This window comes from Thermosynechococcus sp. HY596, assembly GCF_030518715.1.
Taxonomy (GTDB): domain Bacteria; phylum Cyanobacteriota; class Cyanobacteriia; order Thermosynechococcales; family Thermosynechococcaceae; genus Thermosynechococcus.
Genome location: NZ_CP130346.1, coordinates 2037270 through 2062806, shown reverse-complemented (window position 1 = coordinate 2062806; position 25537 = coordinate 2037270). Strand labels below are relative to the sequence as shown.

The 25537-nt window shown below is 54.7% G+C and carries 25 protein-coding genes, 1 tRNA gene and 1 riboswitch; of the genes, 11 read left to right on the top strand and 15 right to left on the bottom strand.

Annotation, left to right across the window (positions count from 1 at the left end; all coding sequences use genetic code 11):
- Window positions 1-65: 65 nt before the first annotated feature.
- Window positions 66-1388, bottom strand: coding sequence for a 30S ribosomal protein S12 methylthiotransferase RimO (gene rimO, locus QYC28_RS10165; protein WP_149820498.1), 1323 nt, complete (start codon window positions 1386-1388; stop codon window positions 66-68).
- A 19-nt stretch (window positions 1389-1407) separates the two neighbouring features.
- Window positions 1408-2064 carry a Mo-dependent nitrogenase C-terminal domain-containing protein gene (locus tag QYC28_RS10160; protein ID WP_190278064.1) on the bottom strand — a complete coding sequence of 219 codons (657 nt, stop codon included), beginning with the start codon at window positions 2062-2064 and terminating at the stop codon, window positions 1408-1410.
- Window positions 2065-2191: 127 nt separating this feature from the next.
- Between QYC28_RS10160 and QYC28_RS10155 the strand changes: the two genes are divergently transcribed.
- From QYC28_RS10155 to QYC28_RS10130, 6 genes are all read left to right on the top strand, one after another.
- Window positions 2192-2827 carry a chorismate lyase gene (locus tag QYC28_RS10155; protein ID WP_302679422.1) on the top strand — a complete coding sequence of 212 codons (636 nt, stop codon included), beginning with the start codon at window positions 2192-2194 and terminating at the stop codon, window positions 2825-2827.
- A 98-nt stretch (window positions 2828-2925) separates the two neighbouring features.
- Entirely contained in the window at window positions 2926-4359 is a 1434-nt protein-coding gene (gene pds, locus QYC28_RS10150; RefSeq protein ID WP_149820494.1) for a 15-cis-phytoene desaturase, read from the top strand.
- Entirely contained in the window at window positions 4343-5278 is a 936-nt protein-coding gene (locus QYC28_RS10145; protein WP_286625575.1) for a phytoene synthase, read from the top strand. The genes pds and QYC28_RS10145 overlap by 17 nt, the downstream gene beginning before the upstream one ends.
- Before the next feature lie 5 nt (window positions 5279-5283).
- Window positions 5284-5802, top strand: a complete 519-nt coding sequence (locus QYC28_RS10140) for a phosphoribosyltransferase (RefSeq protein ID WP_149820490.1) — start codon at window positions 5284-5286, stop codon at window positions 5800-5802.
- On the top strand, window positions 5799-6794 hold the full coding sequence (locus QYC28_RS10135; RefSeq protein ID WP_149820488.1) for an aspartate carbamoyltransferase catalytic subunit: 996 nt from the start codon (window positions 5799-5801) through the stop codon (window positions 6792-6794). The genes QYC28_RS10140 and QYC28_RS10135 overlap by 4 nt, the downstream gene beginning before the upstream one ends.
- Window positions 6791-7036 carry a 2Fe-2S iron-sulfur cluster-binding protein gene (locus tag QYC28_RS10130; protein WP_149820486.1) on the top strand — a complete coding sequence of 82 codons (246 nt, stop codon included), beginning with the start codon at window positions 6791-6793 and terminating at the stop codon, window positions 7034-7036. Before QYC28_RS10135 ends, QYC28_RS10130 begins: the two co-directional genes overlap by 4 nt.
- 17 nt (window positions 7037-7053) lie before the next feature.
- Here the strand turns inward: QYC28_RS10130 and QYC28_RS10125 are convergent, their stop codons facing one another.
- Window positions 7054-8403: an ArsB/NhaD family transporter gene (locus tag QYC28_RS10125; RefSeq protein WP_286625574.1), complete on the bottom strand. Its 1350-nt coding sequence runs from the start codon at window positions 8401-8403 to the stop codon at window positions 7054-7056.
- An 87-nt stretch (window positions 8404-8490) separates the two neighbouring features.
- Window positions 8491-8629: riboswitch (cyclic di-AMP (ydaO/yuaA leader) on the bottom strand.
- A gap of 155 nt (window positions 8630-8784) precedes the next feature.
- Here QYC28_RS10125 and QYC28_RS10120 point away from each other — a divergent pair.
- The 3 genes from QYC28_RS10120 (at window position 8785) to QYC28_RS10110 (ending at window position 11066) form a co-directional block, all read left to right on the top strand.
- Complete coding sequence (locus QYC28_RS10120) at window positions 8785-9690, top strand: bifunctional riboflavin kinase/FAD synthetase (protein WP_302679421.1); 906 nt, start codon at window positions 8785-8787, stop codon at window positions 9688-9690.
- The gene (locus QYC28_RS10115) at window positions 9683-10591 is read left to right on the top strand and encodes a MoxR family ATPase (protein WP_149820480.1); all 909 of its coding nucleotides are present in this window, start codon (window positions 9683-9685) and stop codon (window positions 10589-10591) included. Before QYC28_RS10120 ends, QYC28_RS10115 begins: the two co-directional genes overlap by 8 nt.
- 118 nt (window positions 10592-10709) lie before the next feature.
- On the top strand, window positions 10710-11066 hold the full coding sequence (locus tag QYC28_RS10110) for a hypothetical protein (protein ID WP_302679420.1): 357 nt from the start codon (window positions 10710-10712) through the stop codon (window positions 11064-11066).
- A gap of 1 nt (window position 11067) precedes the next feature.
- Here the strand turns inward: QYC28_RS10110 and QYC28_RS10105 are convergent.
- The 3 genes from QYC28_RS10105 to serS all read right to left on the bottom strand — a co-directional run bounded on the left by QYC28_RS10105 (window position 11068) and on the right by serS (window position 13820).
- A tRNA-Asn gene (locus QYC28_RS10105) sits at window positions 11068-11139 on the bottom strand.
- Window positions 11140-11187: 48 nt separating this feature from the next.
- The gene (gene murF, locus QYC28_RS10100) at window positions 11188-12531 is read right to left on the bottom strand and encodes a UDP-N-acetylmuramoyl-tripeptide--D-alanyl-D-alanine ligase (RefSeq protein ID WP_226971947.1); all 1344 of its coding nucleotides are present in this window, start codon (window positions 12529-12531) and stop codon (window positions 11188-11190) included.
- Window positions 12528-13820 carry a serine--tRNA ligase gene (gene serS, locus QYC28_RS10095; protein ID WP_302679419.1) on the bottom strand — a complete coding sequence of 431 codons (1293 nt, stop codon included), beginning with the start codon at window positions 13818-13820 and terminating at the stop codon, window positions 12528-12530. The genes murF and serS overlap by 4 nt, the downstream gene beginning before the upstream one ends.
- A 197-nt stretch (window positions 13821-14017) precedes the next feature.
- Here serS and apcD point away from each other — a divergent pair, with 197 nt between their 5' ends.
- A complete protein-coding gene (gene apcD, locus QYC28_RS10090) occupies window positions 14018-14503 on the top strand; it encodes an allophycocyanin subunit alpha-B (protein ID WP_190278062.1) in 486 nt (161 codons plus the stop codon).
- Window positions 14504-15755: 1252 nt separating this feature from the next.
- On the opposite strand, the gene QYC28_RS10080 is transcribed toward apcD, so the two are convergent.
- From QYC28_RS10080 to QYC28_RS10065, 4 genes are all read right to left on the bottom strand, one after another.
- Window positions 15756-16895 carry an AI-2E family transporter gene (locus tag QYC28_RS10080; protein WP_399375139.1) on the bottom strand — a complete coding sequence of 380 codons (1140 nt, stop codon included), beginning with the start codon at window positions 16893-16895 and terminating at the stop codon, window positions 15756-15758.
- 84 nt (window positions 16896-16979) lie between these two features.
- The gene (locus QYC28_RS10075; protein WP_149820469.1) at window positions 16980-18074 is read right to left on the bottom strand and encodes a metallophosphoesterase; all 1095 of its coding nucleotides are present in this window, start codon (window positions 18072-18074) and stop codon (window positions 16980-16982) included.
- 9 nt (window positions 18075-18083) lie between these two features.
- Window positions 18084-19640: a bifunctional phosphoribosylaminoimidazolecarboxamide formyltransferase/IMP cyclohydrolase gene (gene purH, locus QYC28_RS10070; protein WP_302679417.1), complete on the bottom strand. Its 1557-nt coding sequence runs from the start codon at window positions 19638-19640 to the stop codon at window positions 18084-18086.
- Window positions 19641-19685: 45 nt separating this feature from the next.
- Complete coding sequence (locus QYC28_RS10065) at window positions 19686-20720, bottom strand: ribose-phosphate pyrophosphokinase (protein ID WP_149820465.1); 1035 nt, start codon at window positions 20718-20720, stop codon at window positions 19686-19688.
- Window positions 20721-20793: 73 nt separating this feature from the next.
- Between QYC28_RS10065 and QYC28_RS10060 the strand changes: the two genes are divergently transcribed.
- Complete coding sequence (locus QYC28_RS10060) at window positions 20794-21690, top strand: carbohydrate ABC transporter permease (RefSeq protein WP_149820463.1); 897 nt, start codon at window positions 20794-20796, stop codon at window positions 21688-21690.
- Here the strand turns inward: QYC28_RS10060 and QYC28_RS10055 are convergent.
- The 5 genes from QYC28_RS10055 to QYC28_RS10035 all read right to left on the bottom strand — a co-directional run bounded on the left by QYC28_RS10055 (window position 21687) and on the right by QYC28_RS10035 (window position 25522).
- The gene (locus QYC28_RS10055) at window positions 21687-21806 is read right to left on the bottom strand and encodes a photosystem II reaction center protein J (protein ID WP_099798822.1); all 120 of its coding nucleotides are present in this window, start codon (window positions 21804-21806) and stop codon (window positions 21687-21689) included. The two genes, QYC28_RS10060 and QYC28_RS10055, sit on opposite strands and share 4 nt — an antisense overlap.
- A 44-nt stretch (window positions 21807-21850) precedes the next feature.
- The gene (locus tag QYC28_RS10050) at window positions 21851-21964 is read right to left on the bottom strand and encodes a photosystem II reaction center protein L (RefSeq protein ID WP_149820459.1); all 114 of its coding nucleotides are present in this window, start codon (window positions 21962-21964) and stop codon (window positions 21851-21853) included.
- A gap of 12 nt (window positions 21965-21976) precedes the next feature.
- On the bottom strand, window positions 21977-22114 hold the full coding sequence (gene psbF / locus QYC28_RS10045; RefSeq protein ID WP_099798824.1) for a cytochrome b559 subunit beta: 138 nt from the start codon (window positions 22112-22114) through the stop codon (window positions 21977-21979).
- A gap of 7 nt (window positions 22115-22121) precedes the next feature.
- Entirely contained in the window at window positions 22122-22376 is a 255-nt protein-coding gene (gene psbE / locus QYC28_RS10040; RefSeq protein ID WP_149820457.1) for a cytochrome b559 subunit alpha, read from the bottom strand.
- Between the two features lie 140 nt (window positions 22377-22516).
- Window positions 22517-25522: a CHASE2 domain-containing protein gene (locus tag QYC28_RS10035; RefSeq protein WP_302679416.1), complete on the bottom strand. Its 3006-nt coding sequence runs from the start codon at window positions 25520-25522 to the stop codon at window positions 22517-22519.
- Between the last annotated feature and the right edge of the window lie 15 nt (window positions 25523-25537).

Here is a 25537-nt window from a genome sequence, read left to right as displayed (position 1 = left end):
CAACGTCCCCAACTGCCTCGACCATAGCCCCAATGATTCCAATCTGCCTAGGAGTAAAACCGAACTTAGGTGGGGATGATGCCGTACAGATCGTAAATATCAGCAGCGGTGATTTCTACGGGGACAATTGTGCCCAAGGTGGCAGCTCCCTTGACATAAACCACGCCATCCACATCCGGGGCAAAGCGGGGCGATCGTCCAATCAGTTCCCCAGTTTGCGGGTTTTCCTGCTCAATGAGCACAGGTACGGTTTTGCCCACTTCAGCAGCATTTTTGCGCTGGGCAATGGGTTGTTGCAGTTGCATCAGGCGATCGCGCCGCGCCATTTTGATTTCCTCTGGAACCTGATCCGGCAGATCATAGGCGGCAGTCCCTTCCTCGGCGGAGTAGGTAAAGACCCCCACATGGTCAAATTCATGGCGCTGCACAAACTGGCAAAGATGCTCAAAGTGGTGCTCAGTCTCACCGGGGAAGCCAACAATAAACGTCGTCCGCATCACTGCTTCGGGTAAGTCCTGCCGTAACCGTTCAATCAGGCGATCGTTCACCCCCGCTTGCCACGGCCGATTCATAGCGCGCAGCACCTCTGGGTGGGAATGTTGCAACGGCAAATCAAGATAGGGCAAGATGTTAGGAGTTTCCCGCATCGCTGCAATCACCTCAGGCGTTAGCCCCGTGGGATAGGCGTAGTGCAAGCGAATCCAAGGCACATCCACTTTGCCAAGGGCACGAATCAGCGCCGCGAGTTGGGGTTGACCATAGAGATCAATGCCATAGTTGGTGGTAATTTGGGAAACAATAATGATTTCTTGGACGCCCTCGCTGGCGAGTTGATGGGCTTCACTGACAATGGACTCAATGGGGCGCGATCGCTGGTTGCCCCGCAGATGGGGAATGATACAAAAGGCACAGCGATAGTCACAGCCCTCAGCAATCCGCAGATAGGCCACCGGTTCCGGCGTGGTGCGGTAGCGAGGAACGGTTTCATCGGCAATGTAGGTGGGCACAGCACTAATTTGTTGCACCCGCTCACCCGTTTCTACCCGCTCAATCACCTCAACAATGTGCTGGTAATCGCCACTGCCAACGACGGCCACCGCCTCAGGAAGCTCCGCCAAGAGTTCCCCTTGAAAATGCTGCGCTAAGCAGCCTGTGATCACAATCTTCTTATTGGCTTCTGCCAGTTCTACCAGTGTGCGCACCGACTCTTCGCGGGCGGCTTGGATAAAGCTACAGGTATTGACAATAACGTAGTCGGCTTCGGTTTCATCGGTACCCACCCCATAGCCCGCTGCCGCAAGGAGACCAATCATGTGCTCCGTATCCACGCGGTTCTTATCACAGCCAAGGTGGGCAAAGGCAATTTTCGGTTTAGTTGGGTTTGGCATCTAAACGGGTCAGCAGCATCTAACAGTAGGGGGTAATATCTTCACCACACTCGTCGGCTAAATAGCTGAGCGAGCGGAAGCGCAACCCCACTAATTGATCATAAAGGGGATTGAGTTTACAGAGGGGGGGAATATGGACAATCTTGCGACCAAAAAGGGTAATGTCGCGCTCAAAGGGGCATTGGGGGGGAATCAGGCGGCAGAGAAAGCGAGCCACCTTGGCATCTTTGACCTCTAAACCATCCAGCCAGTGGCGCACGGGATCCAATAGGCGCAGGGTTTGTTCATTGCTCTCGTGCTGACCATCAAGGGTGTGCTTCAGGGACTCAAGGGCAGTAATTTCCAGTCCCAAGGCGTTGCAGAAGCGTTGCAGTTCGGCATCCTCCGATTGGGAGTAAATGCCATTGGCAAGCGCCACCATTACGGCTGTGCGCACGAAATTTTCCGCAAGGGCGCGATCGCCGCCAAAGGTGGCCACCAGCTCTTCATCGGTGACTGGAGCAAAATGTTCAAGATCAATTTCTGGGGCAATTTCCTCGCGAATCAGGCTCGCAATCAGTTGCTTCTCTTCGGGATCAAAGTGACCATCGGCGCCGGCAATGCTCAAGAGACCCTTAATCCAAATGGCCGTTTGTTCCGGTGTCAGTTCAAGGGGAGATGCTGCGGTGGTTGCCATAGAGATTGCCCCAAGATTGCTGCTCACTACGACTGTACTCTAGGTCTGGGTCTTTCGTGCCATCCTGAAGGACGGATAAAATCCTTGCTACAATTGACGAAGTTTTGTTAAGCACTGTGTCACATCCTTGACTGTTTCGCTGTTGCCCTCCACTTGCTCAACCCCTTGGTATGCCCTTGATCCCATTTGGCAGGGGGACGCGGCGGCGATCGCCCAAGGATTGCCCCATGATCTTTTAGCGCCGGCGTGGCAAATCCTGATTCTCGGGGATGGCTCCCCCACCCGCCACTTGCAACTGCTGACGGGTGAAACCACGGAAGTGGACGTGATAGATATGTCGGCCATTGGCCATGCCAGCGATCGCGCCCCGGCGCAACTGCAACTCATTCCCGGCCCGCGGCTGCGGCGTCAAGTGTGGCTACGCACCGCTTCAGGTCAACGTTTGGCCTACGCCACCTCTTGGTGGGAAGCTGCCCATGTGGATGAGTATTTGCAAAACCGTGCCATGCCCATTTGGACGAACCTCGCCCAACGCAAGGTGGAGCTTTACCGCGACATTCAGGCGGTGTATCTCGGGCACTCTGGAACCTTGGCGGCAGCCTTTGGCGAGGCGGGGCCTTTTTGGGGGCGGCATTATCTCTTTTGGCACGATCGCCGTCCCATTACGCTGATTTATGAAGTCTTTTCGCCCTACCTCTGCCGGTACCTTGGTCCGATGGGAAATACGGCCTATTTGGCAAATTCAGCCCCAACATTAGGCTAAAGCGGGTGTCTCCGTAACGTTTTGTAAATATAATATGAACAGCTTTTTGTCCCCCTAGGGGGTTGCGTTCATCTTCGTCAGTTAGGGTAGCGTCATTCATGCGAGTTGCAATTGCCGGTGGTGGCTTAGCGGGCTTAGCTTGCGCCAAGTATCTAGTGGATGCAGGACATACCCCCATGGTGTTTGAGCGTGCCAATGTCCTTGGTGGCTTGGTGGCGGCATGGCAGGATGCCGATGGGGATTGGGTGGAAACGGGCTTGCACGCCTTTTTTGGTGCCTACCCCAATATGCTGCAACTCCTAGCGGAATTGGGGATTAGCGATCGCCTGCAATGGAAACGCCATGCCCTGATTTTTAACCAACCCGAAAAGCCGGGGGTGCTCTCGTGGTTTGATGTTCCCGATATTCCTTCGCCTTTTAATGTACTGCTCTCCATTTTGCGCAACAACGATATGCTGACGTGGGAGCAGAAATTCCGCTTTGCCTTGGGGCTGTGGCCAGCGATCGTGCGCGGCCAAAAATACGTCGAGGCAATGGACAAGTACACCCTCCTCGAATGGCTGCAACGCCAAGGGATTGATGAGCGGGTAAACTCCGACATTTTTATTGCGGCCTCAAAGGCACTGACCTTCCTGAACCCCGATGAGGTCTCGGCCACGATTCCCCTGACGGCGATGAACCGCTTTCTGCGGGAACGCTATGGCTCAAAAATTGCCTTCTTGGATGGGGCACCCCCCGAACGGTTGTGTCAGCCCATTGTGGATTATGTGACCGCACGGGGCGGTGAAGTGCACACCAGTGTGGCTCTGCGGGAGATTGTCCTCAATGAAGATCTCTCGGTGCAGTCCTTTGTCATGGCCGATCGCGAGGGGCAACAGCGCTTTGAAGTCACAGCGGATGCCTATGTCTCAGCGATGTCGGTGGATGCCATTAAACTGCTGCTGCCGCAGCCGTGGCAAGACCTACCCTTTTTCCAGAAACTCAATGGCCTCGAAGGCGTCCCTGTGATTAATGTCCAAATCTGGTTTGATCGCAAATTGCCGACGGTAGATCACCTGCTCTTCTCGCGATCGCCCCTGTTGAGTGTTTATGCCGATATGAGCGAAACCTGCAAGGGCTATGCCGATCCCGACAAGTCAATGTTAGAGCTGGTATTGGCGCCTGCTGCGGAGTGGATTGGCCGCAGTGATGAGGAGATTGTTGAGGCGACCCTTGCGGAACTGGCCAAACTCTTCCCCAATCACCTACCGGAACCTGCTAAAGTGCTGAAAACGGCGGTGGTGAAAACCCCCCGCTCAGTCTATAAAGCCACCCCCGGTCGCCAAGCCTTTCGTCCGGATCAGGCCACGCCCATTCCCAACTTCTTCCTTGCGGGGAGCTACACGATGCAGCCCTACCTAGGGAGTATGGAAGGGGCGGTACTTTCTGGTAAGCTGACAGCGCAGGCGATCGCGAAGCGGCTCGCAGAGAGCAACGCCCCACAGCCCCCCAAACCCTCTACTCAGACTGTCGCCAATGCTGCAACTGCCTAGAGCCGAGTACGTCCCTCCCCTGATTTCCCTCGACGAAGCCTACGAGCTGTGTCGTCAGGTCACTGCCGCCTATGCCAAGACGTTTTACCTCGGCACGCTGTTGATGCCCCCCGCCAAGCGCCGTGCCATTTGGGCGATTTACGTCTGGTGTCGCCGCACCGATGAACTGGTGGATGGCCCCCAAGCCGCAACGACAACAATGGCCACCCTCGACGAGTGGGAAGCCCGCCTTGAGGATATTTTTGCCGGTCATCCCCACGATGGTATGGACTTGGCATTGACGGCGACGCTGGAACAGTACCCCCTCGACATCCAGCCCTTTCGGGACATGATTGCTGGCCAGCGGATGGACTTGCATCGCAGTCGCTATGAAACTTTTGCTGAACTAGAACTCTATTGCTATCGCGTGGCCGGTACCGTCGGCCTCATGTCCCTTGAGGTGATGGGGGGAAACCCCTACAGCGATCGCCTGTGTTCCCCCTGGGTGGATCCCTATCAGGCCAAAGGCACCCTCAAGGATCAAGCCATTGCCCTTGGCATTGCCAATCAACTCACCAATATCCTGCGGGATGTGGGCGAAGATATGCGGCGGGGGCGTATCTATCTGCCCCTAGAGGACTTGGCTGCCTTTAACTACACCGAAGAAGACTTGCAGCGGGGGGTGATTGACGATCGCTGGCGGGCACTGATGCGCTTTCAAATTCAGCGGGCACGGCAATTTTATCGGGAAGCCGAAGTGGGGGTGGCTTACCTAGAGCGGGATGCCCGTTGGCCCGTGTGGTCGGCGTTGATGCTCTATCGCCAGATTCTTGATGTCATCGAAGCCAACGATTACGATGTCTTTAATCGGCGCGCCTTTGTCTCTGACTGGCGCAAGCTGCTGTTTATCCCCATTTCTTGGTTCAAGGCCAGCTTTTAGGCACCATGGCAGATCTCTACGTGGATTGGGACGAGTACCATCGCACCATTGAACAGTTGGCGATCGCTATCTATGAATCGGGATGGCAGTTCAATCAAATCCTCTGCTTGGCCAAGGGGGGGCTGCGGGTAGGGGACATTCTCAGCCGCTTGTTTAATCAACCCCTCGCGATTCTGGCGGTGTCCTCCTATGGCGGTGTCAATAACCAAGAGCGGGGTCGCATCACCTTTGCGCGGGACTTGACCATGACGACTGCTACCCTTGGCAGTCATGTCCTCTTAGTGGATGATTTGGTGGATTCCGGCCTTTCTTTGCAGAAAACCCTGCGCTGGCTAGAGGTCAAATATGGCTTTGCGGTGGAGGAAGTGCGCACTGCCGTTCTCTGGTATAAAGCGGCCTCTTGTATTCGTCCGGACTACTATGTTCATTACCTGCCTGAAAATCCTTGGATCCATCAACCCTTTGAACGCTACGAACAACTGACAGCGGCTGATCTTGCTCAAACCCTAACCCCCTGTCCATGACGCCTACCCTCACTCCCCCCCTCCAATGGCAGCGTCGCCACGTCCTCTCCCTGCAAGACTTTACGGTGGCGGAGCTAGATATTGTGCTGCAAACAGCGCTCAGTTTTCAGGAAGTCCTGAATCGTCGCACTAAGAAAGTTCCCACCCTGCAAGCGCGGGTGGTTGCTAATCTTTTCTTTGAAAGCTCGACGCGCACCCGCAATAGCTTTGAACTGGCGGCCAAACGTCTTTCTGCGGATATTCTCAACTTTTCCCCCGGTACCTCGGCCCTGAGTAAAGGGGAAACGATCCTCGATACGGCTAAGACCCTGTGGGCGATGGGGGCAGAATTCATGGTGATTCGCCATCAGCAGTCGGGGGTGCCCCATACAATTGCGGCGGAAATGGATCGCCTTGGCGGTCAGGTGGCGGTTCTCAATGCCGGTGATGGCCTGCACGAGCATCCCTCCCAAGCGCTGCTGGATCTGTTTACCCTTTGTCAACTCTACGATTCACGTCAACCCCGCTGTGCCCTATTGCAGGGAAAGAAAGTGGCCATTATTGGCGATATTCGCCATTCCCGTGTGGCGCGATCGAACCTCTATAGCCTGAAAACGGCCGGTGCTGACGTGCATTTGGCTGGCCCCCCCACCCTGTTACCCGCCGAATTTGCAGAGTACGGCGCAACGCTCCACTGGACACTGGAACCTGCCCTTGCTGATGCCGATATTGTGATGACGCTGCGCCTGCAACGGGAACGCATGGATCAGCACCTGATTCCCAGTTTGCGGGAGTACCATCAGCAGTTTGGTATCACCCATGAACGGCTGCACCTGTGCCGACCGGAGGTGCGGGTTTTGCATCCAGGACCGGTGAATCGCGGTGTGGAATTGAGTTCGGCATTGCTGGATGATCCGCAGTTCAGTTTAGTGAATCAGCAGGTGACCAGTGGTGTGGCGGTACGGATGGCGTTACTGTATTTGATGGGAACGTACCATGAGGTCAAGGCATGATTAGGGTGACGTTTCTGCCGGATCAGGTCTGCGTCGAGGCCGAAGTGGGTGAAAGTTGGTTGAGCGTCGCTGAGCGTGCCGGGATTGAAATTCCCACCGGCTGTCGTATGGGGACGTGTGGCGCCTGCACTCTGGAACTCGAGGACGGCGAAGAAATTCGCGCTTGTATCTCTACGATCGCGGGCGATGGCGAGGATGGCACCCAGATTACTGCCTATGTCTTTCGAGATCCCACGTGGTGATCACAGGAATCAAACCCTTAGCGCCAAATGAGAAAGCGCACAGTTAGAAAGAGTGCTGAAACCCCCAACTGCAACGCCGTAATCGGCACCCCATAGCGCAGAAAGGTTTTGAAGCTAATGCGGCGGCCATGGAGTTCCGCAATTCCGGCACCAACAATGTTGGCAGAGGCGCCGACCAGCGTGGCATTGCCGCCCAACGTTGCCCCTAGCATCATGGCATAGAACAGGGGCAGCACCTGGGGGGGCAAATCACCCCCATAACCAGGGTGGAGAATTTCTGAACCTGCTAGACCCACATCGACAAGGTATTTTTTCAGCAGTGGCACCATCGCCACCACAAGGGGGATATTGGGAATGACGCTAGAGAGAATGCCAATCGCAAATAAGAGCAGCAGGGAGCCAAAAAAGATATTTTGGCCAATGAGAATGGCGAGGAGGTGGGAGAGTTGACCAATGATGCCGGTTTTTTCTAGGCCACCGATCAAGACAAAAATGCTCATAAAAAAGATCAGGGTGGCCCAGTCCACATCCCGCAGAATGTGGGTGACCGTATCGATTTTGCTTTGATGGGATAAAAGGAGTGCAAGGGCAGCCCCCATTAAAGCGACCGCAGGGGGAGACACTTTGACGACCATGCCATCGCCAATAACAAAGAAGGTCAAGACAAAGACGATGATCACACAACCCACCGCTAGGGTGCGGGGATGATTAATTTTGGGGTGGGGCAAGTGATCAAGGGAGTTGAGTTCTTTGCGCCAAATGCGGCGAAAGAGAACCGGCAGACAAAAAACAATGACAGCGATTGCCAGTACCCCCCCTAAGCTGAGACGCAGGAGATAATCGGCAAAGCTGAGATTAATGGCATCCCCGACAATATAAGTCGCTGGATCCCCGACAAGGGTCAGCAAGCCAGCGCTATTGGAGACAATCACCATCAAGATAATCAGGGGGACAAAGTCCACCCCCACTTCAGCCGCCATGGGGGGCAACAGGGGGGCAAGGAGCATCACTGTTGTGGCATTGGGCAGTACGGCACAGATGGGGGTTGTCAGAGCCACGATCCCCAGCAGCAGGCGTTTTCCCTGACCTCGGGCAAGGATCACCATTTGGGTGGCCAGATACTCAAATACCTTGGTCGGTTCAAAGGCGCGGACCAGAACCATGACACCGAAAAAGAGAGCGAGAGTACCGTGACTGCGGCCAATGTAGCTAATGGCCTCCCCAAGGGTCATAATGTTGAGAAAGACGAGGAGAATCGCGCCCAAAAAGGCTGCAATGGTAATGTTGATCCACTCGGTCATGATCAGGAGGATCACGCCTAGGAAGATCGTGCCAGCAGCGAATGTATGCCAGTGTTCAATCAGCATTGGGCTTCCTAAAAGTTTCTAAGGTAACAAATTCGGTCAACCCCACGAAACCGAATCACTGGAACACTGAGCAGTTGTGAAAAACAGCCAGTCTCCAACTGAATGCCGACGAAGTTAGCTGACGGGCTAGGATTCAGTGGTATCCTTTCTCGGTGGAGAATGCGCCCCTGATTCGTTGGTTCCTCCGCTCCAAGCTGCCAAGGCTCAGATTAGGCATAAAAAGATAAATTGCTACTCAACGTAGCATAGGCCTCTTGGGGGATTCAAGAGAAGTTCTTCTATGACGTGAATAGAAAATCTTAATAAAAACTTTCCCAGACTGTTGCGCCGCGGTTAAATGTGTCAAAATGTTTCCTGTGTCAATTGAATAGCGGCCTACCCTTGCAAACTCCTACGGCGATCGCCCTTGGCAATTTTGACGGTGTCCATCGAGGGCACCAAGAGGTTATCCGTACGCTTGTTGAAGCAGCGCCTCCCGACTGTTACCGGTCAGTGATTACGTTTTCGCCCCACCCGCAGGCATTTTTTACGGGAGAAGAGCGCCTGCTGCTGACCCCAGAGGCGGAAAAACGTGCCCTTTTGAACCACTATGGCATTGAGCAGGTGATTGTCCTGCCCTTTACCCATGCTCTTGCCCAACTGTCGCCCTTGGAGTTTGTTGAGCAGATTTTGGTACAGCAGTTGCAGGCCAAGGTATTGAGTGTGGGTTTTAATTTTGGCTTTGGCCGTGGGCGATCGGGGACGGCGGCGGATTTGCGCACCCTCTGTGCTGCCTTTGGTATTCCAGTGCATATTGTGCCCCCCTATTGTCGGGGGAGCGATCGCGTCAGTAGCTCAGCAGTAAGGGCCGCCCTCGCCGAGGGAGATGTGGCCTTGGCACGGGAGCTTTTGGGACGCCCCTACCAATTGACCGGCACCGTGATTCAAGGGGAACAGTTGGGACGGCAGTTGGGATTTCCCACCGCCAATCTAGCCCTCCCCCCAGACAAATTATTGCCTCGCCACGGCGTTTATGCTTGCCGCGTTACGGGGGCAGCGTTTGCCACTGAGCAATTGGGGGTGGTGAATATTGGGATGCGACCGACGGTGACGGGTCGGCAAGTGACAACAGAGGTGCATCTATTCAACTGGCAGGGAAATCTTTACAATCAAGAGATCACACTTCATTTAGAGGCCTTTATTCGCCCAGAGGTACGGTTTCCCAGTTTGGCTGCCCTACAGGCGCAAATTGCTGCCGATTGCCAAGTAGCGGCTGATCTTCTTGAACGAGTGGTCTCCTATGCGTGAACCCCTACAGCGACTGGTCAATAACCTTGGACAGGTCATGGTGGGCAAAAAAGCTGCCATTGAACTCATGCTAGTGGGGTTGCTGGCGGGGGGACACGTTTTGCTGGAGGATGTACCGGGGGTGGGAAAAACCCTCTTGGCCAAGGCCTTGGCGCGATCGCTGGCGGGTACCTTTCAGCGCATCCAGGCCACACCCGATCTCCTGCCCACGGACTTATCGGGCACCAATATCTGGAATCCCAAAACAGCGGAGTTTGAGTTTCGCCCAGGTCCTGTCTTCTGCAATATCCTGCTGGCGGATGAAATTAACCGCGCCACACCCCGCACCCAATCGGCACTCCTAGAGGTCATGGAGGAGTACCAAGTCACCATTGATGGCGTCACCTACCCCCTGCCCCAGCCCTTTTTTGTCATTGCCACCCAGAACCCCGTGGAATACCAAGGCACCTTTCCGCTGCCCGAAGCCCAGTTGGATCGCTTTGCCCTGTGTTTTAGCTTGGGCTACCCCACCGAGGAAGAGGAACTACAAATGCTGCAACGGGTGCAGGGGGGCTTAGATGTCAATCAACTGGAACCGTGCCTCAGCTTGGCGGAGATCCAACAGTTGCGGCAGCAGGTGCTACAGGTGCGGGTAGATTCAGTCTTGCAAAAGTACATTCTTGCCCTTGTGCGGGCGAGCCGCGAGAGCGATCGCATTACCTTGGGGGTGAGTCCTCGCGGTACCGTGATGCTCCAGCGCACAGCTCAGGCCTTGGCCTTGCTCAATGGCCGTGACTATGTCCTCCCCGATGATGTGAAGCAATTGGCGCCCCATGTTCTAGCTCATCGTTTGATTACAGCAGCAGGGCGCTCAGGGCGAGCCTGTGTGGCAGAATTGTTGGAAATGGTAGTCGTTCCCTAGGGAGAGTTGGCGCGACTGTTCTCTATGAACATCTCTGCGATCGCCAACCTGTCATTGTAGTGTTAAGTCTTTTTAACATCGCGATCGCCCTCGCAACCGTCGAAGGATTTAGGCATTTATGACAACGATACTCATGACACAAGCCCTCCAACGGCAGGGAGAAATTTGGCACAACGTCCTCAGCAGTCAAAACCTTACGGTCATCTGGGAAAACCTTGATGCTGACATCCTTGTTGTGCTAGAGGGCATGGAGACGGCTGGCCTAGCATTGTCCCAATTGCTGCTGTTAGATATGGGCATGATGGTCACCAATCCCTACCGCTTTTGTCAGGTGGCACAGTCTCGCTTTCCGGCGATACCTGTGGTTATTAGGGCGGGTCACGATCGCCAAATTAGGGCAGCCGACACAGCTCCAACCCCAAAGGGAGAGGATGATGGGCAGCACCGCCGTCGCTATCGTAGCTCAAGTTATTAAACTCCCCAGGCTGGATTCGAACCAGCGACCAATCGGTTAACAGCCGACCGCTCTACCGCTGAGCTACTGAGGAATATTGACGATTTTCTAATGTAGCGTAGTTCACTACTCTTGGCAAGTCTCAACCGCCCTGAAGTTTTGGCCAGCGCTGCCGCAGTTCATTCACTACGCGATCCAAGGCAACGGCATGGGAGGCCTTAAAGAGGAGGCGATCGCCCGCTTGCAACTCCCGCAATAGGTACTCCATTAATTCTTCATGGGAAGCAAATTGCTGACTGGGAACGCGCCCAGCCCCCCGCGCAAGGGCTGCTCCTTCATCGCCTTTATCGAGAATTAAGAGGCCATCGAGGTCTAATTGGGCAACAGTGGCTCCCACCTGCTCATGGAAGGCAATCGCAAAGTCCCCCAGTTCCCGCATGGGGCCAAGAACCGCCAGATGCCGCTGACCGGGGAGCGATCGCAACAACTGCAAGGCCGCCACCATCGATTCCAGACCCGCATTGTAGGTTTCATCCAGTAGCCAAATATCGGGTTCGAGGCGATAGCGACCGCCCCGACCACTGGGCAATTCTATCGTCAACTGTCGGGGTAGGCGATCGCTCTTTAAGTTCAAGGCTTGCAACACCCCAAGGGCAGCCAGAAAGTTCAAGGCATGGTGTGCCCCCGCAAGGGGAACGGTGTAGGTGCGTTGATCCACGTGGAGGGTTTGGGGCGGTTGATAGATTCCCCGTAGGGTGCCCCCCTCAAGGCCATAGGTAATCGTGGGCCCTGACCAGACCTGCGCCGCTGTCGGCAAAAGTAGGGGACTATCGGCATTGAGCACGGCTGTTCCCCCTTGGGGCATTTCGGCAAGCAGTTCGCATTTGGCTTGGGCAATGGCTTCGCGGGAACCGAGGCGGCCAATATGGGCAGTACCCACATTGGTAATCACGGCAACATCCGGTTGGGCAATCTGGCTCAAAAGGGCAATTTCACCGCGCGCCCGCATCCCCATTTCAATCACGGCAAATTGGTGGTGGGGTTCCAGTTGTAAAAGGGTTTTGGGCACGCCAATCTCGTTATTGAAGTTGGCTTCGGTTTTGAGGACGGCGCCATAGTGACTCAGGACAGCGGCAATCATTTCCTTGGTGGTGGTTTTGCCCACGGAGCCAGTGACGGCAATGACTTTGGCTGGACATTGCTGCCGCCACCACTGTCCCAAGCGTTGATAGGCAGCTAGGGTATTGGCTACCTGAAGTTGTGGCAGAGCAGAAGACACCGGCACCTCGACAATTAGGGCGATCGCGCCGGCGGCGGCGGCCAGATCGACAAATTGATGGCCATCAAAGGTTTCCCCCCGCAGAGCAACAAAGAGATTGCCAGTTGCGATTTGGCGGGAGTCAGTGGAAATGCCTGTGATTGGCAGATCTGGATGAGTTGTATCTAACCCCAAAGCTTGGGCGATCGCCCCGAGGGTGGTGTTCACGATGTTGCCCCGCCAATGTAGCTGCACTTCAAGTAAGGTTGCAGCACCGCCGGTACCCGCACCGTCCCATCGGGTTGTTGGTAGTTTTCAAGAATAGCTGCCATGGTTCGTCCAACGGCTAGGCCAGAGCCATTAAGGGTGTGGACAAACTGTGTCCCTTTTTGCTTGGCAGCTTTGAAGCGAATCTTGGCACGCCGCGCTTGGAAATCGCCAAAGTTCGAGCAACTGGAAATTTCGCGGTAACAGCCGGCAGCGGGCAGCCACACCTCTAAGTCGTAGCACTTCATGGCGCCAAAGCCCAAATCGCCAGTACACAGTTCAATCACTCGATAGGGCAACTGCAGGGCTTGGAGAATAAACTCGGCATCGGCCACAAGGGCTTCATGTTCAGCGGCAGAGGTTTCCGGGTGAACAAACTTGACCAACTCCACTTTGTTGAATTGGTGTAGGCGAATCAGGCCGCGTGTATCTTTGCCATAACTGCCCGCTTCACGGCGAAAACAGGGGGTGTAGGCACAGTGGTAAATGGGCAATTGATCGGCAGCTAAAATTTCATCGCGGTAGAGATTCGTCACCGGCACTTCCGCTGTCGGAATCAGCCAGAGATCATCATCGGCACAGCGAAAACTTTCCTCGGCAAATTTGGGTAACTGCCCCGTTCCTGTCAGCGAGGCACTATTGACCAACAAGGGCGGCAAGACTTCCACATAGCCGCGATCGCGGTGGGTATCAAGCATAAATTGGATCAAGGCTCGCTCAAGGGCAGCCCCCATGCCCACTAGGGTAACAAAGCGACTCTGCGCTACTTTCACCGATCGCTCCACATCCCAGAGTCCCAATTGAGTGGCAATGTCCCAGTGGGGCTGACAAGGCTGGCTCGGTTTATACTCCTCACCCCAGCGGCGTACCTCAACGTTTTCGGTTTCATCGCGGCCAATGGGGGTGGTCTCACTGGGGGGGTTGGGAATCGTTAGCAGCAGGCGTTCCAATTCTTCCTTAAGTTGCCGTTCTTGGGGTTCAAGATCACTGAGTTGCTGCTTGAGATCGTTGGCCTCGGCCTTGAGGGCTTGAATTTCTGCATCCGTCGGGGCAACGCCGGACTTGATCTTTTTGCCGACGAGGGCACCTATTTCGTTACTGCGGGCTTGGAGGTGCGATCGCTGTTGTTCAAGCTGTCGCTGCTGCGCATCCAACTCTAAAATGCGCTCAAGGTCAAAGTCACCGCCGCGCCGCCGCAGGCGATCGCCAAAGGCTTGGGGATTTTCTCGCAGTTGTTTGAGATCAATCACAGGTGGACGAAAACCAGTGCAAACCGCATTGATCCTATCACCAAGGGAGCAGATTGGCTCTAGGGGGCTGTCTTGCTGTGGTTTGCCATCGACACCGCTAAATTCCTCTATCAACCGTCGAGATTTTGATCAGGAGTGGCGTCAACAAGGGGTCGCCGTCCTCTAAAATGAGGGATGTATTAAGCGGTGTTAGCAATATGAGTGTCATTAGTCAGGTTCTTCTTAAAGCGGACGATGAATTGCGCTACCCCACCACGGGCGAACTCCAGACGATTAGTGACTTTTTCCAAACGGGTGAGCAACGCCTCCGCATTGCCACGACACTGGCCGAAAATGAGAAACGCATTGTTGAGCAAGCCAGCAAACAACTGTGGCAGAAGCGGCCTGACTTCATCTCACCGGGGGGCAATGCCTACGGCCAGAAACAGCGTGCCCTCTGTCTGCGCGACTATGGCTGGTACATGCGCCTGATTACCTATGGCATCCTCGCGGGTGACAAAGACCCCATTGAGCGCACGGGTATTATTGGGGTGCGGGAAATGTATAACTCCCTTGGTGTGCCGATGACAGGGATGGCAGAAGCCATTCGTTGCCTCAAGGACGCCTCCTTGGCACTGCTAAGCACTGAAGATGCTGAAGTGGCGGCACCCTACTTTGACTACATTATTCAAGAAATGTCCTAGGGAGACTGACGGCAGCCAATTCTGCATTCAAGGGGAACACAACCCATGACATCTCCCCTTGAAATTGTGGTTGTCAGCAATGGCCCCGGTGAACTGACCACTTGGGTGTATCCCTTTGTAACAACGCTGCGGCAACAGGTCAGAGAGGGGCTGCGGGTTTCAGTGGTCATTGTTCCCTGTCCCCATGCCAGTGGTCAAGAAGCGGAGATTGCGCGCCGCTATGCGGAGGTGGATCGGGTGCTGCCGGCCACAGAGTTTTGGCACCTCATGCGCACAAAGACCACCTGTAGTAATTGGGATTGGTTTGCCGAAGGGGTTGTGGTTTTCTTGGGGGGCGATCAGCTCTTTGCGGTGCTGTTGGCCAAGCGTCTGGGCTATCGCTGTGTGCTCTATTGTGAGTGGCAGGCACGCTGGCAAGGGTGGGTGGATGGCATTGGGTTGCGGCGTCCGCTCCCCGTGGGCAAAACAAGAGCCAAGGTGGCGGTGGTGGGGGATCTGATGACTGATGTGCAAGCCCTTGCCCTCGATTCTCTGCCTGATGTGCGCCAACAGTTAGGCGTTGCTTCCGATGCTCCCCTTGTGGGTCTGATGGTGGGTTCCAAGCCCAATAAGCTCAAGCTGGGGGTGCCCCTTTCGCTGGCGATCGCCGACCATTTAGCTGCTGCTCATCCCCCGATTCAGTGTGTGATTCCAGTGGCACCCACCCTGACGATCAAGACCCTCAGTTGCTACGCCGATCCCCGCTTTAACCCTGAACTCAAGCACGTTGAGGGCACGACGGCGACACTCATCCAACCCAGTGAGGGGCTACCCTATCTGAAAACGCCGAGGGGTACGAAGGTCTATCTCTGGCAGCAGTTACCCAACTATCCCCTGCTGCGGCAGGTTGCCCTCTGTGTGACAACCGTTGGCGCCAATACCGCTGAACTGGCCGCCTTGAATGTGCCGATGATTGTTCTTTTGCCGGCCCAACAACTGCGGGTACAGCGGGCACACCCTTGGGATGGGTTAGCCGGGTTGCTGGTGGGCTTGCCAGCGATCGGGCGACAGTGGACGGCATTGGTGTTTTGGGCACTGGTGGCCAAGGGATTGGGCTGGCGGCGGTTTTGGCAGTTGTGGCGATCGCCAGAGATAGATTGGGACTTAGTGAAACAGGGTCTCGGCTACAAGGCGTGGCCGAATATCTGGGCGGGCAGAGAAATTGTACCAGAACTGGTGGGTCCGATTGAGCCGGCGGTGGTTGCTGATCAGATTAAGTCTCTATTGAGTCATCCTCAGAAATTGCATCAGATGCAGCAGGATTTGCGGCAGCAGGTGGGGGCGGCGGGGGCAGCGGCAAAATTGGTGGATTTGACCCTGCAGGTGGCGGGCTGGGCTGCCAGCGATCGAGAATGTCCTTGAGCACAATTTCTGTAAACCAAATTTGACCCACAATCACCAGAGGCAGTGCCAGCAGTAAGCCCAGAAAGCCAAAGAAAATGGCAAAAATAATTTGTGAAACCAGCGTCACCGCGGGCAGTAGAGCCACCTGTTTGGCCATGACGACAGGCACCAGCAGGTATTGCTCCAACTGTTGAATCACAATGTAGGCAATGAGAACGGCCACCGCCCGCCACGGATTGTCAATAAAAGCAATGATCATCGGCGGAATCACACTCAGGGCAGGGCCAATATTGGGAATCGCCTCCAGCAGACCGGCCAAGAAAGCATTGGCCAAGACCAATCGCACCCCCAGTAGCGCAAGAGCAATGCCACTGACCACACCAATGACCAGCATATTCAAGCCTGTGCCCGCCAGCCATGCCAAGAGCGCCTGTTCACTTTCGGTGAGAATCGTGTCAATGCGAGACCGATAAAACGCTGGAAAGAGGCGAATGAATCCCCGACGGTAGGGCTGAGGATCAATCACTAGCATCACCGTCAGCACCAAGACCAACAGCGTATTTAGTAGGACCGCCAGTGTATTGGAAAAGAGGGCAAGGAAGTTATTAAAGATTTGCTCAAGGAATGGCTCTAACTGGGTAATCAGCCGATTAATGAAAGGGGTATCATCAAAGCCGCTACTTGGCAAAAGGTAAGCCATCTCATCCAGCCATGCTTCCACCCGTCCTAACCCCTTGGGAATCAATACACCCAGTTGCTGTGCTTCCTGCAAAAAGGGGGGAATGATCATCCAAAAGAAACCAAAGATGATCAGGAAAGTCAAGCTAATACTGATGGCGATCGCCCGGCCTCGTTGTAGTCCCCAGCTCTGGAGTCGCAGTTGCAGCCAGTTGAGTGCCGTTGCCAAGACCACCGCCAAAAAGACCAAGAGTAACACTTGGCGAATTTCCCAGAGGATGTAGAGACATACCCCCAGTACCAGCAAGCCAATCCACTGACCAAACGTCACTACTTTGCGTCCAATTCGTGCCTCAACCCCCTATTAGAGCAGGTTTTGGGACTCTACCATCCCAACCAAGGGAATTGCGAGGTGCTAAATGACAAAGACCGTATTGTTGTCCCGCAGCTGGGGATACTCCGCTGGTGCTCTGTGGTTAAACTGGGCAAAGTAGGCGGCCAAGGGTTCGGGTAGGGTCGGTAGTGTGACTTGGGTATCTCCTTGGGCAATTTCTGGCCAGAGGGACGATAGGGCTTGGGCGAGGGGCTGGGCCTCAGTTTCCGATAAATTAAAGGGCGGTAAGGTGAGAAAGCGCACCATAAACCCCGCACCCCGCTGCAGCATCCATTGGCGAGAGAGGTCACTCAAGGTGGGATAGGTCTTCAGGGATTCAATGCGGTAGGATTCCACATCCACTTGCCAGCCCCCTTGGGGATGTTGCTGCAAAATGAGCCGGCGATAGGGATGGGGATAGCTGACGAGGGAACCCGTCGTTAGATCAAACAGCCCCTGCTCATAGGCAATATCTTGGACATGGAGATGTCCGGTTAAGACCAAGGTCACCCCCGCCGATCGCAGGAGGTTGAGGAGTTCCGCTCGATTCTCCAAGAGGTAGCGCTGCCCCATCGGACTTTGGCTCTGTTGTGGCCAATGCTCAAGGACATTGTGGTGAATCATTACAAGGCGCAGTCCGGCAAAAGGTTTTGCCAATAGAGCCGCCAACCATGCCAGTTGTCCTTGATCGACAGCCCCCATCTGCTGACCCGTTGGACTAAATTGGTTGGAATTCAGGGCAATCAGTTGCAGGTTGTCTGCGAGCAGAGCTTGATAGTAATGCTTGGCGCCCTTGCCATAGCCCGCATGGGGATACCACTGGGGAAAGTCAGCCCAGCCAATACGCTTGTGATCTCCTAGCGGCAGAGGCACATCGTGATTCCCCGGAATCACATAGCAGGGAATGGGCAGGGTTTGCAGATAGGTGCTAAGCCAGCGATGGTTAAGGATTTCGCCATCCCGCGTCAGGTCACCGGGAATCAATAGGGCGTCAATGCCTAACTCTAGGAGATGGGCAACGGCAGCTTCAAAGGCAGGGATACTGACTTCGTAGAGAAAAATGGGGGGATAATCTGTCGGAATTGTCTCCGGCAGGGCGATGTGGGGATCACTGATAATGCCGAGTCGCACCGCCATCGCTATTTCCTAGTGGCGGAAGTGTCGCCGGTTGGTAAAGACCATGGCAATTCCCGCTTCATTGGCTGCTTGGATAGACTCATTATCCCGCAAACTGCCCCCCGGTTGAATAATGGCGGCAATACCAGCAAGGGCAGCGGCTTGCACGGAATCGGCAAAGGGGAAAAAGCCATCACTGGCCAGCACAGCGCCGCGGGCAGCCTCACCGGCCTCCCTGAGGGCAATGTGTACAGCAGCCACCCGATTCATTTGACCGGCGCCAATGCCGCGGGTCTGGCGATCGCGACTGACCACAATGGCATTGGACTTAACGTGTTTCACCACTTTCCAGGCAAAGATCAGTTCCGCCATCAACTCTGGACGAGGGGCGGTGGCGGTGACCACTTGCCACGCCTCTGGATCAATGGGAGCGGGGTGAATATCTTGGACAAGAAAGCCGCCAGCAATGGTTTGAATCGCCGTGGTGGGAGCCGTCTGCAACTCAGGTAAGGTGAGAACCCGCATCTTGGGCTTGGTTTTCAGGATCGGTAGTGCCGCTTCTTCACAGGCAGGTGCCACCACACACTCTAAAAAGGTACGGGTCAGGGCTTCAGCGGTAGCCACATCCAAGGGGCGATTCAGGGCAACAATGCCGCCAAAGGCAGAGACACTATCGGCTGCAAAGGCGCGCTCGTAGGCCTCCACAAGGGTTTTGCCCTCAGCCACGCCACAGGGATTCGTGTGTTTGATAATGACGGCAGTGGGGGCACCCTCCCCTAAAAATTCACTGATCACCGCCCGTGCCGCTTCTAGATCCAGCAGGTTGTTGTAGCTAAGTTCTTTGCCCTGAAGCAGGTCGGCGGCTGCCCAACCACTGGGGTGTGCCCCACTCATGTACCAAGCAGCCCGTTGATGGGGATTTTCGCCATAGCGCAGGACTTGTTTTTGCTGCCCCGTTAGGTGGAAGACCGGCGGCAGAATTTCTGGTTCAGTACCAAGGGACGTGATTTCTTGGAGATACTCGGCGATCGCCTGATCGTAACTGGCCGTCAGCGCAAACGCCCGCTGGGCACAGGCAAGGCGAAAAGCAGGTTGAGCTTCCCCGTGTAATCGTAATTCCTGAAGGTAAGTTTCATACTGGCTGGGATCCACCAATACTGTCACATGGGCATGGTTTTTGGCAGCAGCGCGAATCAGCGTCGGCCCACCAATATCAATTTGCTCGATCGCCTGGGCAAGAGTCACGTTGGGCTGGGCAATTGTTTCGGCAAAGGGATAGAGATTGACAACCACCAGATCAATCGGATTAATCCCTTGGGCTTGCAGATCAGCCTCGTCTTCGGGGCGATCGCGCCGTGCCAAAATACCGCCGTGAATTTTGGGATGCAGGGTCTTGACCCGCCCACCAAGGATTTCCGGTGCCCCTGTGTACTCCGAGACCGTTGTCACGGGAATCCCCGCTGCCTGTAAGGTCTTTGCGGTGCCACCACTACTCAGGAGCGTAAAGCCAAACTCCTGCACCAAGGCCGTAGCCAACGCCACCAGTCCCTGCTTATTGCTGGTGCTGAGTAAGGCAATTCGCCCCATGCCTGCAATCCTCCTAGGCGACTAAGAACACCTATTTTAGCGGTTTTAGCGGAACATACTGCTCACAGAGCTATCTTCATGGATGCGCCAAATGGTTTCGCCGAGAATACTCGCCACCGACAGCACCGTGAGTTGGGGAAAACGTTGCGTCTCCGGTACAGGAATCGTGTTGGTGACAATCACCTCTTCAAAATCGCCCCCTTGGAGTCGCTCAATCGCTGGCGGTGAAAAAACCGCATGGGTGGCACAGGCATAGACTTCCTTGGCACCTTCCCGCCGCAGTAACCGTGCTCCTTCTAAAATCGTGCCGGCTGTATCAATCATGTCATCCACGAGCACCGCTGTCTTGCCCTTAACATCCCCCACCACGTTCATCACTTCGGCCACATTGTGGGCTTGGCGTCGTTTATCAATAATGGCGAGGGGCGCATCATCAAGCTTATTGGCAAAGGCACGGGCACGAGCCACCCCACCCACGTCGGGGGACACCACCACAATATCCTCAAGATTTTTGCTGCGCAGGTAGTCAAGGAGTACGGGTGAACCATAGACATGATCCACGGGAATGTCAAAGTAGCCTTGAATTTGCGCTGAGTGCAGATCCATGGCCAAAACGCGACTCGCTCCCGCTTGCGTAATCAGGTTGGCTACTAGTTTGGCGGTAATGGACTCGCGGCCAGCGGTCTTGCGATCGGCACGGGCATAGCCATAGTAGGGAATCACCGCAGTCACTTGGCGGGCTGAAGCGCGGCGGCAGGCATCCACCATGATCAGCAGTTCCATCAGGTGGTCATTGACGGGTCGGCAACAGGGCTGGATCAGATAGACATCACAACCGCGAATGGATTCTTGAATCTGCACGTACAGCTCGCCATCAGCAAATCGCTTGCGCACCATTGGGCCGAGATCAATACCGAGGTAGCGGGCAATTTCCTGAGCAAGGGCAGTGTTGGCAGAACCCGAAAACAGCTTTAGACGACTATGATCAGAAATGTGAGAGGGGGTAGTCGTGGGCAATGGCGCAGTGTGAATCACAGCATCTCCCCAAGATGGCGTGCATTTTGACTTTGATCTTATCATTTCCAATTTTGGGAGCCACTACCCTAGGATTGAATTTATAGAAAGATGAATTTTGAGGTCATCAGCTTTGCCAATGGCGCGATCGCAATTCCCACGATTGGGGGATGTTTTTTTGTCACCGATAGGGGTCGCTTGGTTATTCCTTTTACCTGCACTTTTGTTTCTGACAATTTTTGTTTTTTTGCCGATTTTGTACCTTGTCTATCTTAGTTTTACGACGGGGAGTTTTAGTCAAGAAGGGGTGCGTTGGGTTGGCCTGCAAAATTATCAGCAATTGCTCCTGAGTCCAGACTTTTGGCAAGTGATTGGCAATACCCTCTATTTCACAGGGGCAACGGTGCTACCGACGATTGTGCTGCCCTTACTCTTGGCGGTGGGTCTCAACCAAGGGATCAGGGGACGGGATCTGCTGCGCACGGCCTACTTTTTACCAACAATGACCTCGATTGTGGCGGCGGGTTTAGGGTTTCGTTGGCTGTTTCAAACCGATGGCCCGGTGAATCAACTGGTGCAAACCTTGGGGGGACAACCGATTGCTTGGCTGAGTGATCCCACCTGGGCAATGCCAGTGCTGATTTTGCTCAGTAGCTGGAAGCAATTGGGGTTTAATTTAGTGGTCTTTTTAGCGGGGTTGCAAACGATTCCCCGCGATCGCTATGAGGCGGCACTTCTCGATGGTGCCAATGCTTGGCAACAGTTTCGCTACATTACGCTGCCGGGGTTGCGACCCACCTTAATTTTGGTGTTTGTCACAACAACGATTTTCACATTGCGCAGTTTTGAACAGGTCTATGTGGTGACCGGTGGCGGCCCCTTAGATACAACAAACCTGCTGGTATTTTATATTTACCAACAGGCCTTCGCGTTATTTGACTTTGGCTATGCCGCTGCGGCAGCAACGGTTCTTTTGGGAGTCACCTTTGGACTGATCTGGCTACAATTGCGTACGCGCCAAGACCCCAATCTCTAGAGAGAGGAGCCAAGACCAGCGTAGGCACCGTAGAAAAACAGCCCGACAATGACAATCACTCCCATGCCGGCCACCGTGGCCACAACCCAGAGGGGAATGCGTCCGCCTTCAGACAACATGATCAATTCCTCCTAAGCAGATTCAGTTATAGAGAAGAAATTTAGTTAAAGAAGTAGCTTGAAAAGAGCAACGCAAGGACGAAGATCAGCAGCAACCCTAGGTACAGGGATGTGCGATTCAGTTCGACCGGCTGACGGTTGGGATTCGGTTCCATGGCTGCACCTTCCTAACGTTGGATAAACTGCATTGCCGCGATCGCCCCGAGGAAGAAAATCGTGGGCACAGCAAGGGTGTGAACGGCCAACCAGCGGACCGTAAAAATTGGGTAAGAAACGGGTTCTTGATTGGGGGTATTACTGGTCATGGCAATCCTACTTCACCTGTTCTAAGAAGGTTTCAACTTGTTGTTTAGCTTGAAAGCGATCGGTCACCAGAGGAATCGACCGCTGTTCCTGAGCATAGTAGCTATCGGGGCGTGGTGTGCCAAACACATCATAGGCCAAACCGGTGCTGACAAAGAGCCAGCCAGCAATGAACAACGCCGGAATGGTGATGCTATGAATCACCCAATAACGGACACTGGTAATAATGTCGGAAAATGGTCGTTCTCCTGTCGTTCCAGCCACGTTGCGATGCCTCCAAAGTGTCTAATGTTAAAAAAAGGAAACGGTACTATCTATCATACAGCCTTTTTTCACAACGATTGAGCCGCATAAACTAAGAACTGCAAGCCCCCTCTACAGCGCTAAAACTTGGGTCTATAGGCCTAAAGTCCAGCCTTGGCCAAATCGGTGAGCACTTCTGCAGCACTCTGGTAGCGATCGCGAAAGTTATACTTGATCATTTTATTGATAATGGCAACAAACTGCGGCGAAAGATGCCGTCCCGGCTGCCAAATCATATCACCCGTGTTGCGATCAGAGGGCAAATCCATCGGGGCGAGTCCCGTCAGACCTTCAACAATAACCATGCCCAAAGAGTAAATATCACTGGCAATCACCGGTCGTCCTGCCATTTGCTCGCTAGGGGCATAGCCACGGGTACCAATGGAGATCGTATATTTGCCGTGCTGGAGCAAATCCTCGGGCTGGACATGGCGTACCGCCCCAAAGTCAATCAAAAACAGTTGTTGATCACTGCGGCGGCGCATGATATTGGCAGGCTTAATGTCGCGATGCACCACCCCAAACTGATGCACATACTGCAAAATTTCCAGAATACTCTTGAGAATGGTGAGGGCTTCGGCTTGGGAGAGGGTAATTTTCTTTGCAAACTCCTCCTTGAGGGATTCCCCATCCACATACTCTTGGGTGAGATAGAAATATCCCCCCTCTTCAAAGTAAGCGAGTAATCGAGGGATACGCTCGTGTTGACCCAATTGGGCTAAGGTTTCTGCTTCCCGCTGAAAGAGGCGACGGGCAATGGCCAAAAAACGTTCATCCTTGCGGGAGGGCACCAACTGCTTGACCACGCAGATCGGATGATCCGGCAGGTGTAAATCCGCAGCCAAGAACGTGCGCCCAAATCCCCCTTCGCCTAGTTGACTCAGGACACGGTAGCGTCCCCCCACAGTTTGTGGTAAGGGTTCACTGGCTTCTTCGCTGATGTCAGAAATGACGGTGGTTTTGGGTTGGGTGCCGCTCGGTGTTTGTGTCTCTGTGGTTGGGGGGGGCGGCGAGGGGACTGTCGTGGTGGGAATCACCTCTGGCCGCTGGGTGGCATCCACAGGCGCCGCGGTTAAGGGGTCAGGGTTGGATGGCTGGGTTGCTGGTAGGTCTCCCTTGGGGGTGGCTGGGATTGACAATTGGGTTTCGGGCAAATCTGCGCTGGTTGTAAATTGGGTGGGTGGAGTTGAGGTGATGTTCAGTGGTGTTTCAGGAGTGTCCCCATCGGGAGTTGAGGTGACTTCTGCTAGACTCACGGTCTCAGGTACTGATAGTTGGGTTTCAGGCAAGTCCACACTGGTTGCAAATTGGGTTGAGGGCGTCGAGGTCAGTTCTGGGGTAGTTAGTGGCTCAGGTAGGGTGAGTTGCGTTTCGGGTAAGTCAGGGCGCAGTGTCGAGGGGATCTCTGAGGGAACTGTTGGCTGCGGGGTAGGAACCACCCTCTGGGTTTCAGGAAGCTCAACATGGGTAGGTTCAGGAGCAGTTGTGGGAGTTTCTGGCAATTCGGTGGCGGCAGTGGCAGCGTCCTCAGGGTGAACCACTAAGAAGGTTTCCCTCTCAGTGATGGATTGTGGTGGTGTCTCGCGGATCTCTGTGGGGGGAATTTGATCAACGACGGAGGTGAGGAGGGTAGGTGCGGTGTGGGGTTTATCTCCAGGGGGTGGGGTGGGTTCGATGGGGGTAAAGGAAATTGCTGTTTCCGGTTGCAGCACCGTTGCATTGGCATCCGTCTCTAGGCGAGAGACTTCTGTTGGCGAGGTTTCAGGGATTTCCAGAATGGGGGCTGATTCAGGTGTGGTTGATTGACTGATGCCTTCAGTCATGAACTCCAAGGGAGTTGCTGAGCGGCCACTGGGGACAGCCGTCGGTGTAGAGGGGGTAGGGGTGGATTCTCCAGGACTGAAGGCACGATAGCCCAGCATCAAAACCGCCGCACTGCCAAAGCCAACCAGAGGTGCCACCAGCGGAAGCCAACTCCCCTGTAAAAAGAGGAGGAATGTCAGGCCACTGAGACCCAGTCCCCCAGCAACCAACAGCGGCACGATCACCCAGCGCTGTCCCTTGGCGATGATCAGGGCACCAAGGCCAGACCAAGCCAGAATCCAAAGGGAGATCGCCTCCTGTGGCCATGTACCAATTGGAAAACGGTTATCCAGAGCCGCTGCTAGCAAATCTTCAAGGATCGCTGCTTGAACCACAACACCGGGGGTGAGGCGGTTGGTTTGCCCCGGCAGGGTAATCGGAATCAAAAACTTATCGTTACTACTACTGCCAGTGAGGCCAATGAGGACGGCGCGATCGCGCACCTTGGAGGGCAGCACTTGACCTGTCAGCACCTCGCTCAGGGTGACGGTTTCATAGGGCTGGGTTGGGTGGGCATAGTTGATGAGGATTTGAAACCCCGCGGCATCTAGGTTGTTGTAGCCCCCCCAGTTGCTGGTTAAGGCCTGAAAGCGAGCCGTTCCTAAGTCAAGGCGGTTCTCAGTCACAGCTTGGGGATGAGTCCCCAGAAAAACACGCGCCAAGGCAAGGGCAAAGGATTGAGGGGTGGAGCAGCGATCGCTGGCTTCGGGTTGAGTTGCCAAAATCGCCCGCCGCACCACGCCATCCTCATCAATGGGAATGTCCGCAAATCCCACCTGATCATTGAGCAGTCCAGCGGGAGGGGCAATTCCGGCATCCGTTTCGCCCCCCACTTTACAGACAATAACGGTGTTGGGCTGGGTCATCATCACCCGTCCGAGGGAGGGCAGCACATCGGTTGGCGGCTTGAAGCGATCGGACACCGGAAAATCGCGAAAAATGTCAATGCCAATGACCTTGGGTTGGTACTCCTGCAATTCGTTGACGGCCTGAATGAGCACTTCGTCAGGAATTGGGTACTGCTTGAGGGTTTGAATATCAGCCTCGGTAATCTCAACAATCAGCAGTCGCTGGGACGTGGCCGGTGTCGATCGCCAGCGCAGCCATTGGTCATAGACTCTTAATTCCAACGGTTCCAGCAGGCCACCCACTCGCAGCGCAAGGACACCCACGGTGGCGATCGCCGTGGCAATGGCCGCCGGTAGAGCGCGTTTAAGATAATCAGGGATGGAGACAGGGGTCATGGCACAAATTGGGGC

Excerpts from the sequence above, each read along its gene's own strand:
- rimO (WP_149820498.1), bottom strand. The coding sequence starts at position 1,388 with ATGCCAAACCCAACTAAACCGAAAATTGCCTTTGCCCACCTTGGCTGT.
- QYC28_RS10160 (WP_190278064.1), bottom strand. The coding sequence starts at position 2,064 with ATGGCAACCACCGCAGCATCTCCCCTTGAACTGACACCGGAACAAACG.
- pds (WP_149820494.1), top strand. The coding sequence starts at position 2,926 with ATGCGAGTTGCAATTGCCGGTGGTGGCTTAGCGGGCTTAGCTTGCGCC.
- QYC28_RS10145 (WP_286625575.1), top strand. The coding sequence starts at position 4,343 with ATGCTGCAACTGCCTAGAGCCGAGTACGTCCCTCCCCTGATTTCCCTC.
- QYC28_RS10140 (WP_149820490.1), top strand. The coding sequence starts at position 5,284 with ATGGCAGATCTCTACGTGGATTGGGACGAGTACCATCGCACCATTGAA.
- QYC28_RS10135 (WP_149820488.1), top strand. The coding sequence starts at position 5,799 with ATGACGCCTACCCTCACTCCCCCCCTCCAATGGCAGCGTCGCCACGTC.
- QYC28_RS10130 (WP_149820486.1), top strand. The coding sequence starts at position 6,791 with ATGATTAGGGTGACGTTTCTGCCGGATCAGGTCTGCGTCGAGGCCGAA.
- QYC28_RS10125 (WP_286625574.1), bottom strand. The coding sequence starts at position 8,403 with ATGCTGATTGAACACTGGCATACATTCGCTGCTGGCACGATCTTCCTA.
- QYC28_RS10115 (WP_149820480.1), top strand. The coding sequence starts at position 9,683 with ATGCGTGAACCCCTACAGCGACTGGTCAATAACCTTGGACAGGTCATG.
- QYC28_RS10110 (WP_302679420.1), top strand. The coding sequence starts at position 10,710 with ATGACAACGATACTCATGACACAAGCCCTCCAACGGCAGGGAGAAATT.
- apcD (WP_190278062.1), top strand. The coding sequence starts at position 14,018 with ATGAGTGTCATTAGTCAGGTTCTTCTTAAAGCGGACGATGAATTGCGC.
- QYC28_RS10075 (WP_149820469.1), bottom strand. The coding sequence starts at position 18,074 with ATGGCGGTGCGACTCGGCATTATCAGTGATCCCCACATCGCCCTGCCG.
- purH (WP_302679417.1), bottom strand. The coding sequence starts at position 19,640 with ATGGGGCGAATTGCCTTACTCAGCACCAGCAATAAGCAGGGACTGGTG.
- QYC28_RS10065 (WP_149820465.1), bottom strand. The coding sequence starts at position 20,720 with ATGATAAGATCAAAGTCAAAATGCACGCCATCTTGGGGAGATGCTGTG.
- QYC28_RS10060 (WP_149820463.1), top strand. The coding sequence starts at position 20,794 with ATGGCGCGATCGCAATTCCCACGATTGGGGGATGTTTTTTTGTCACCG.
- QYC28_RS10050 (WP_149820459.1), bottom strand. The coding sequence starts at position 21,964 with ATGGAACCGAATCCCAACCGTCAGCCGGTCGAACTGAATCGCACATCC.
- psbF (WP_099798824.1), bottom strand. The coding sequence starts at position 22,114 with ATGACCAGTAATACCCCCAATCAAGAACCCGTTTCTTACCCAATTTTT.
- QYC28_RS10035 (WP_302679416.1), bottom strand. The coding sequence starts at position 25,522 with ATGACCCCTGTCTCCATCCCTGATTATCTTAAACGCGCTCTACCGGCG.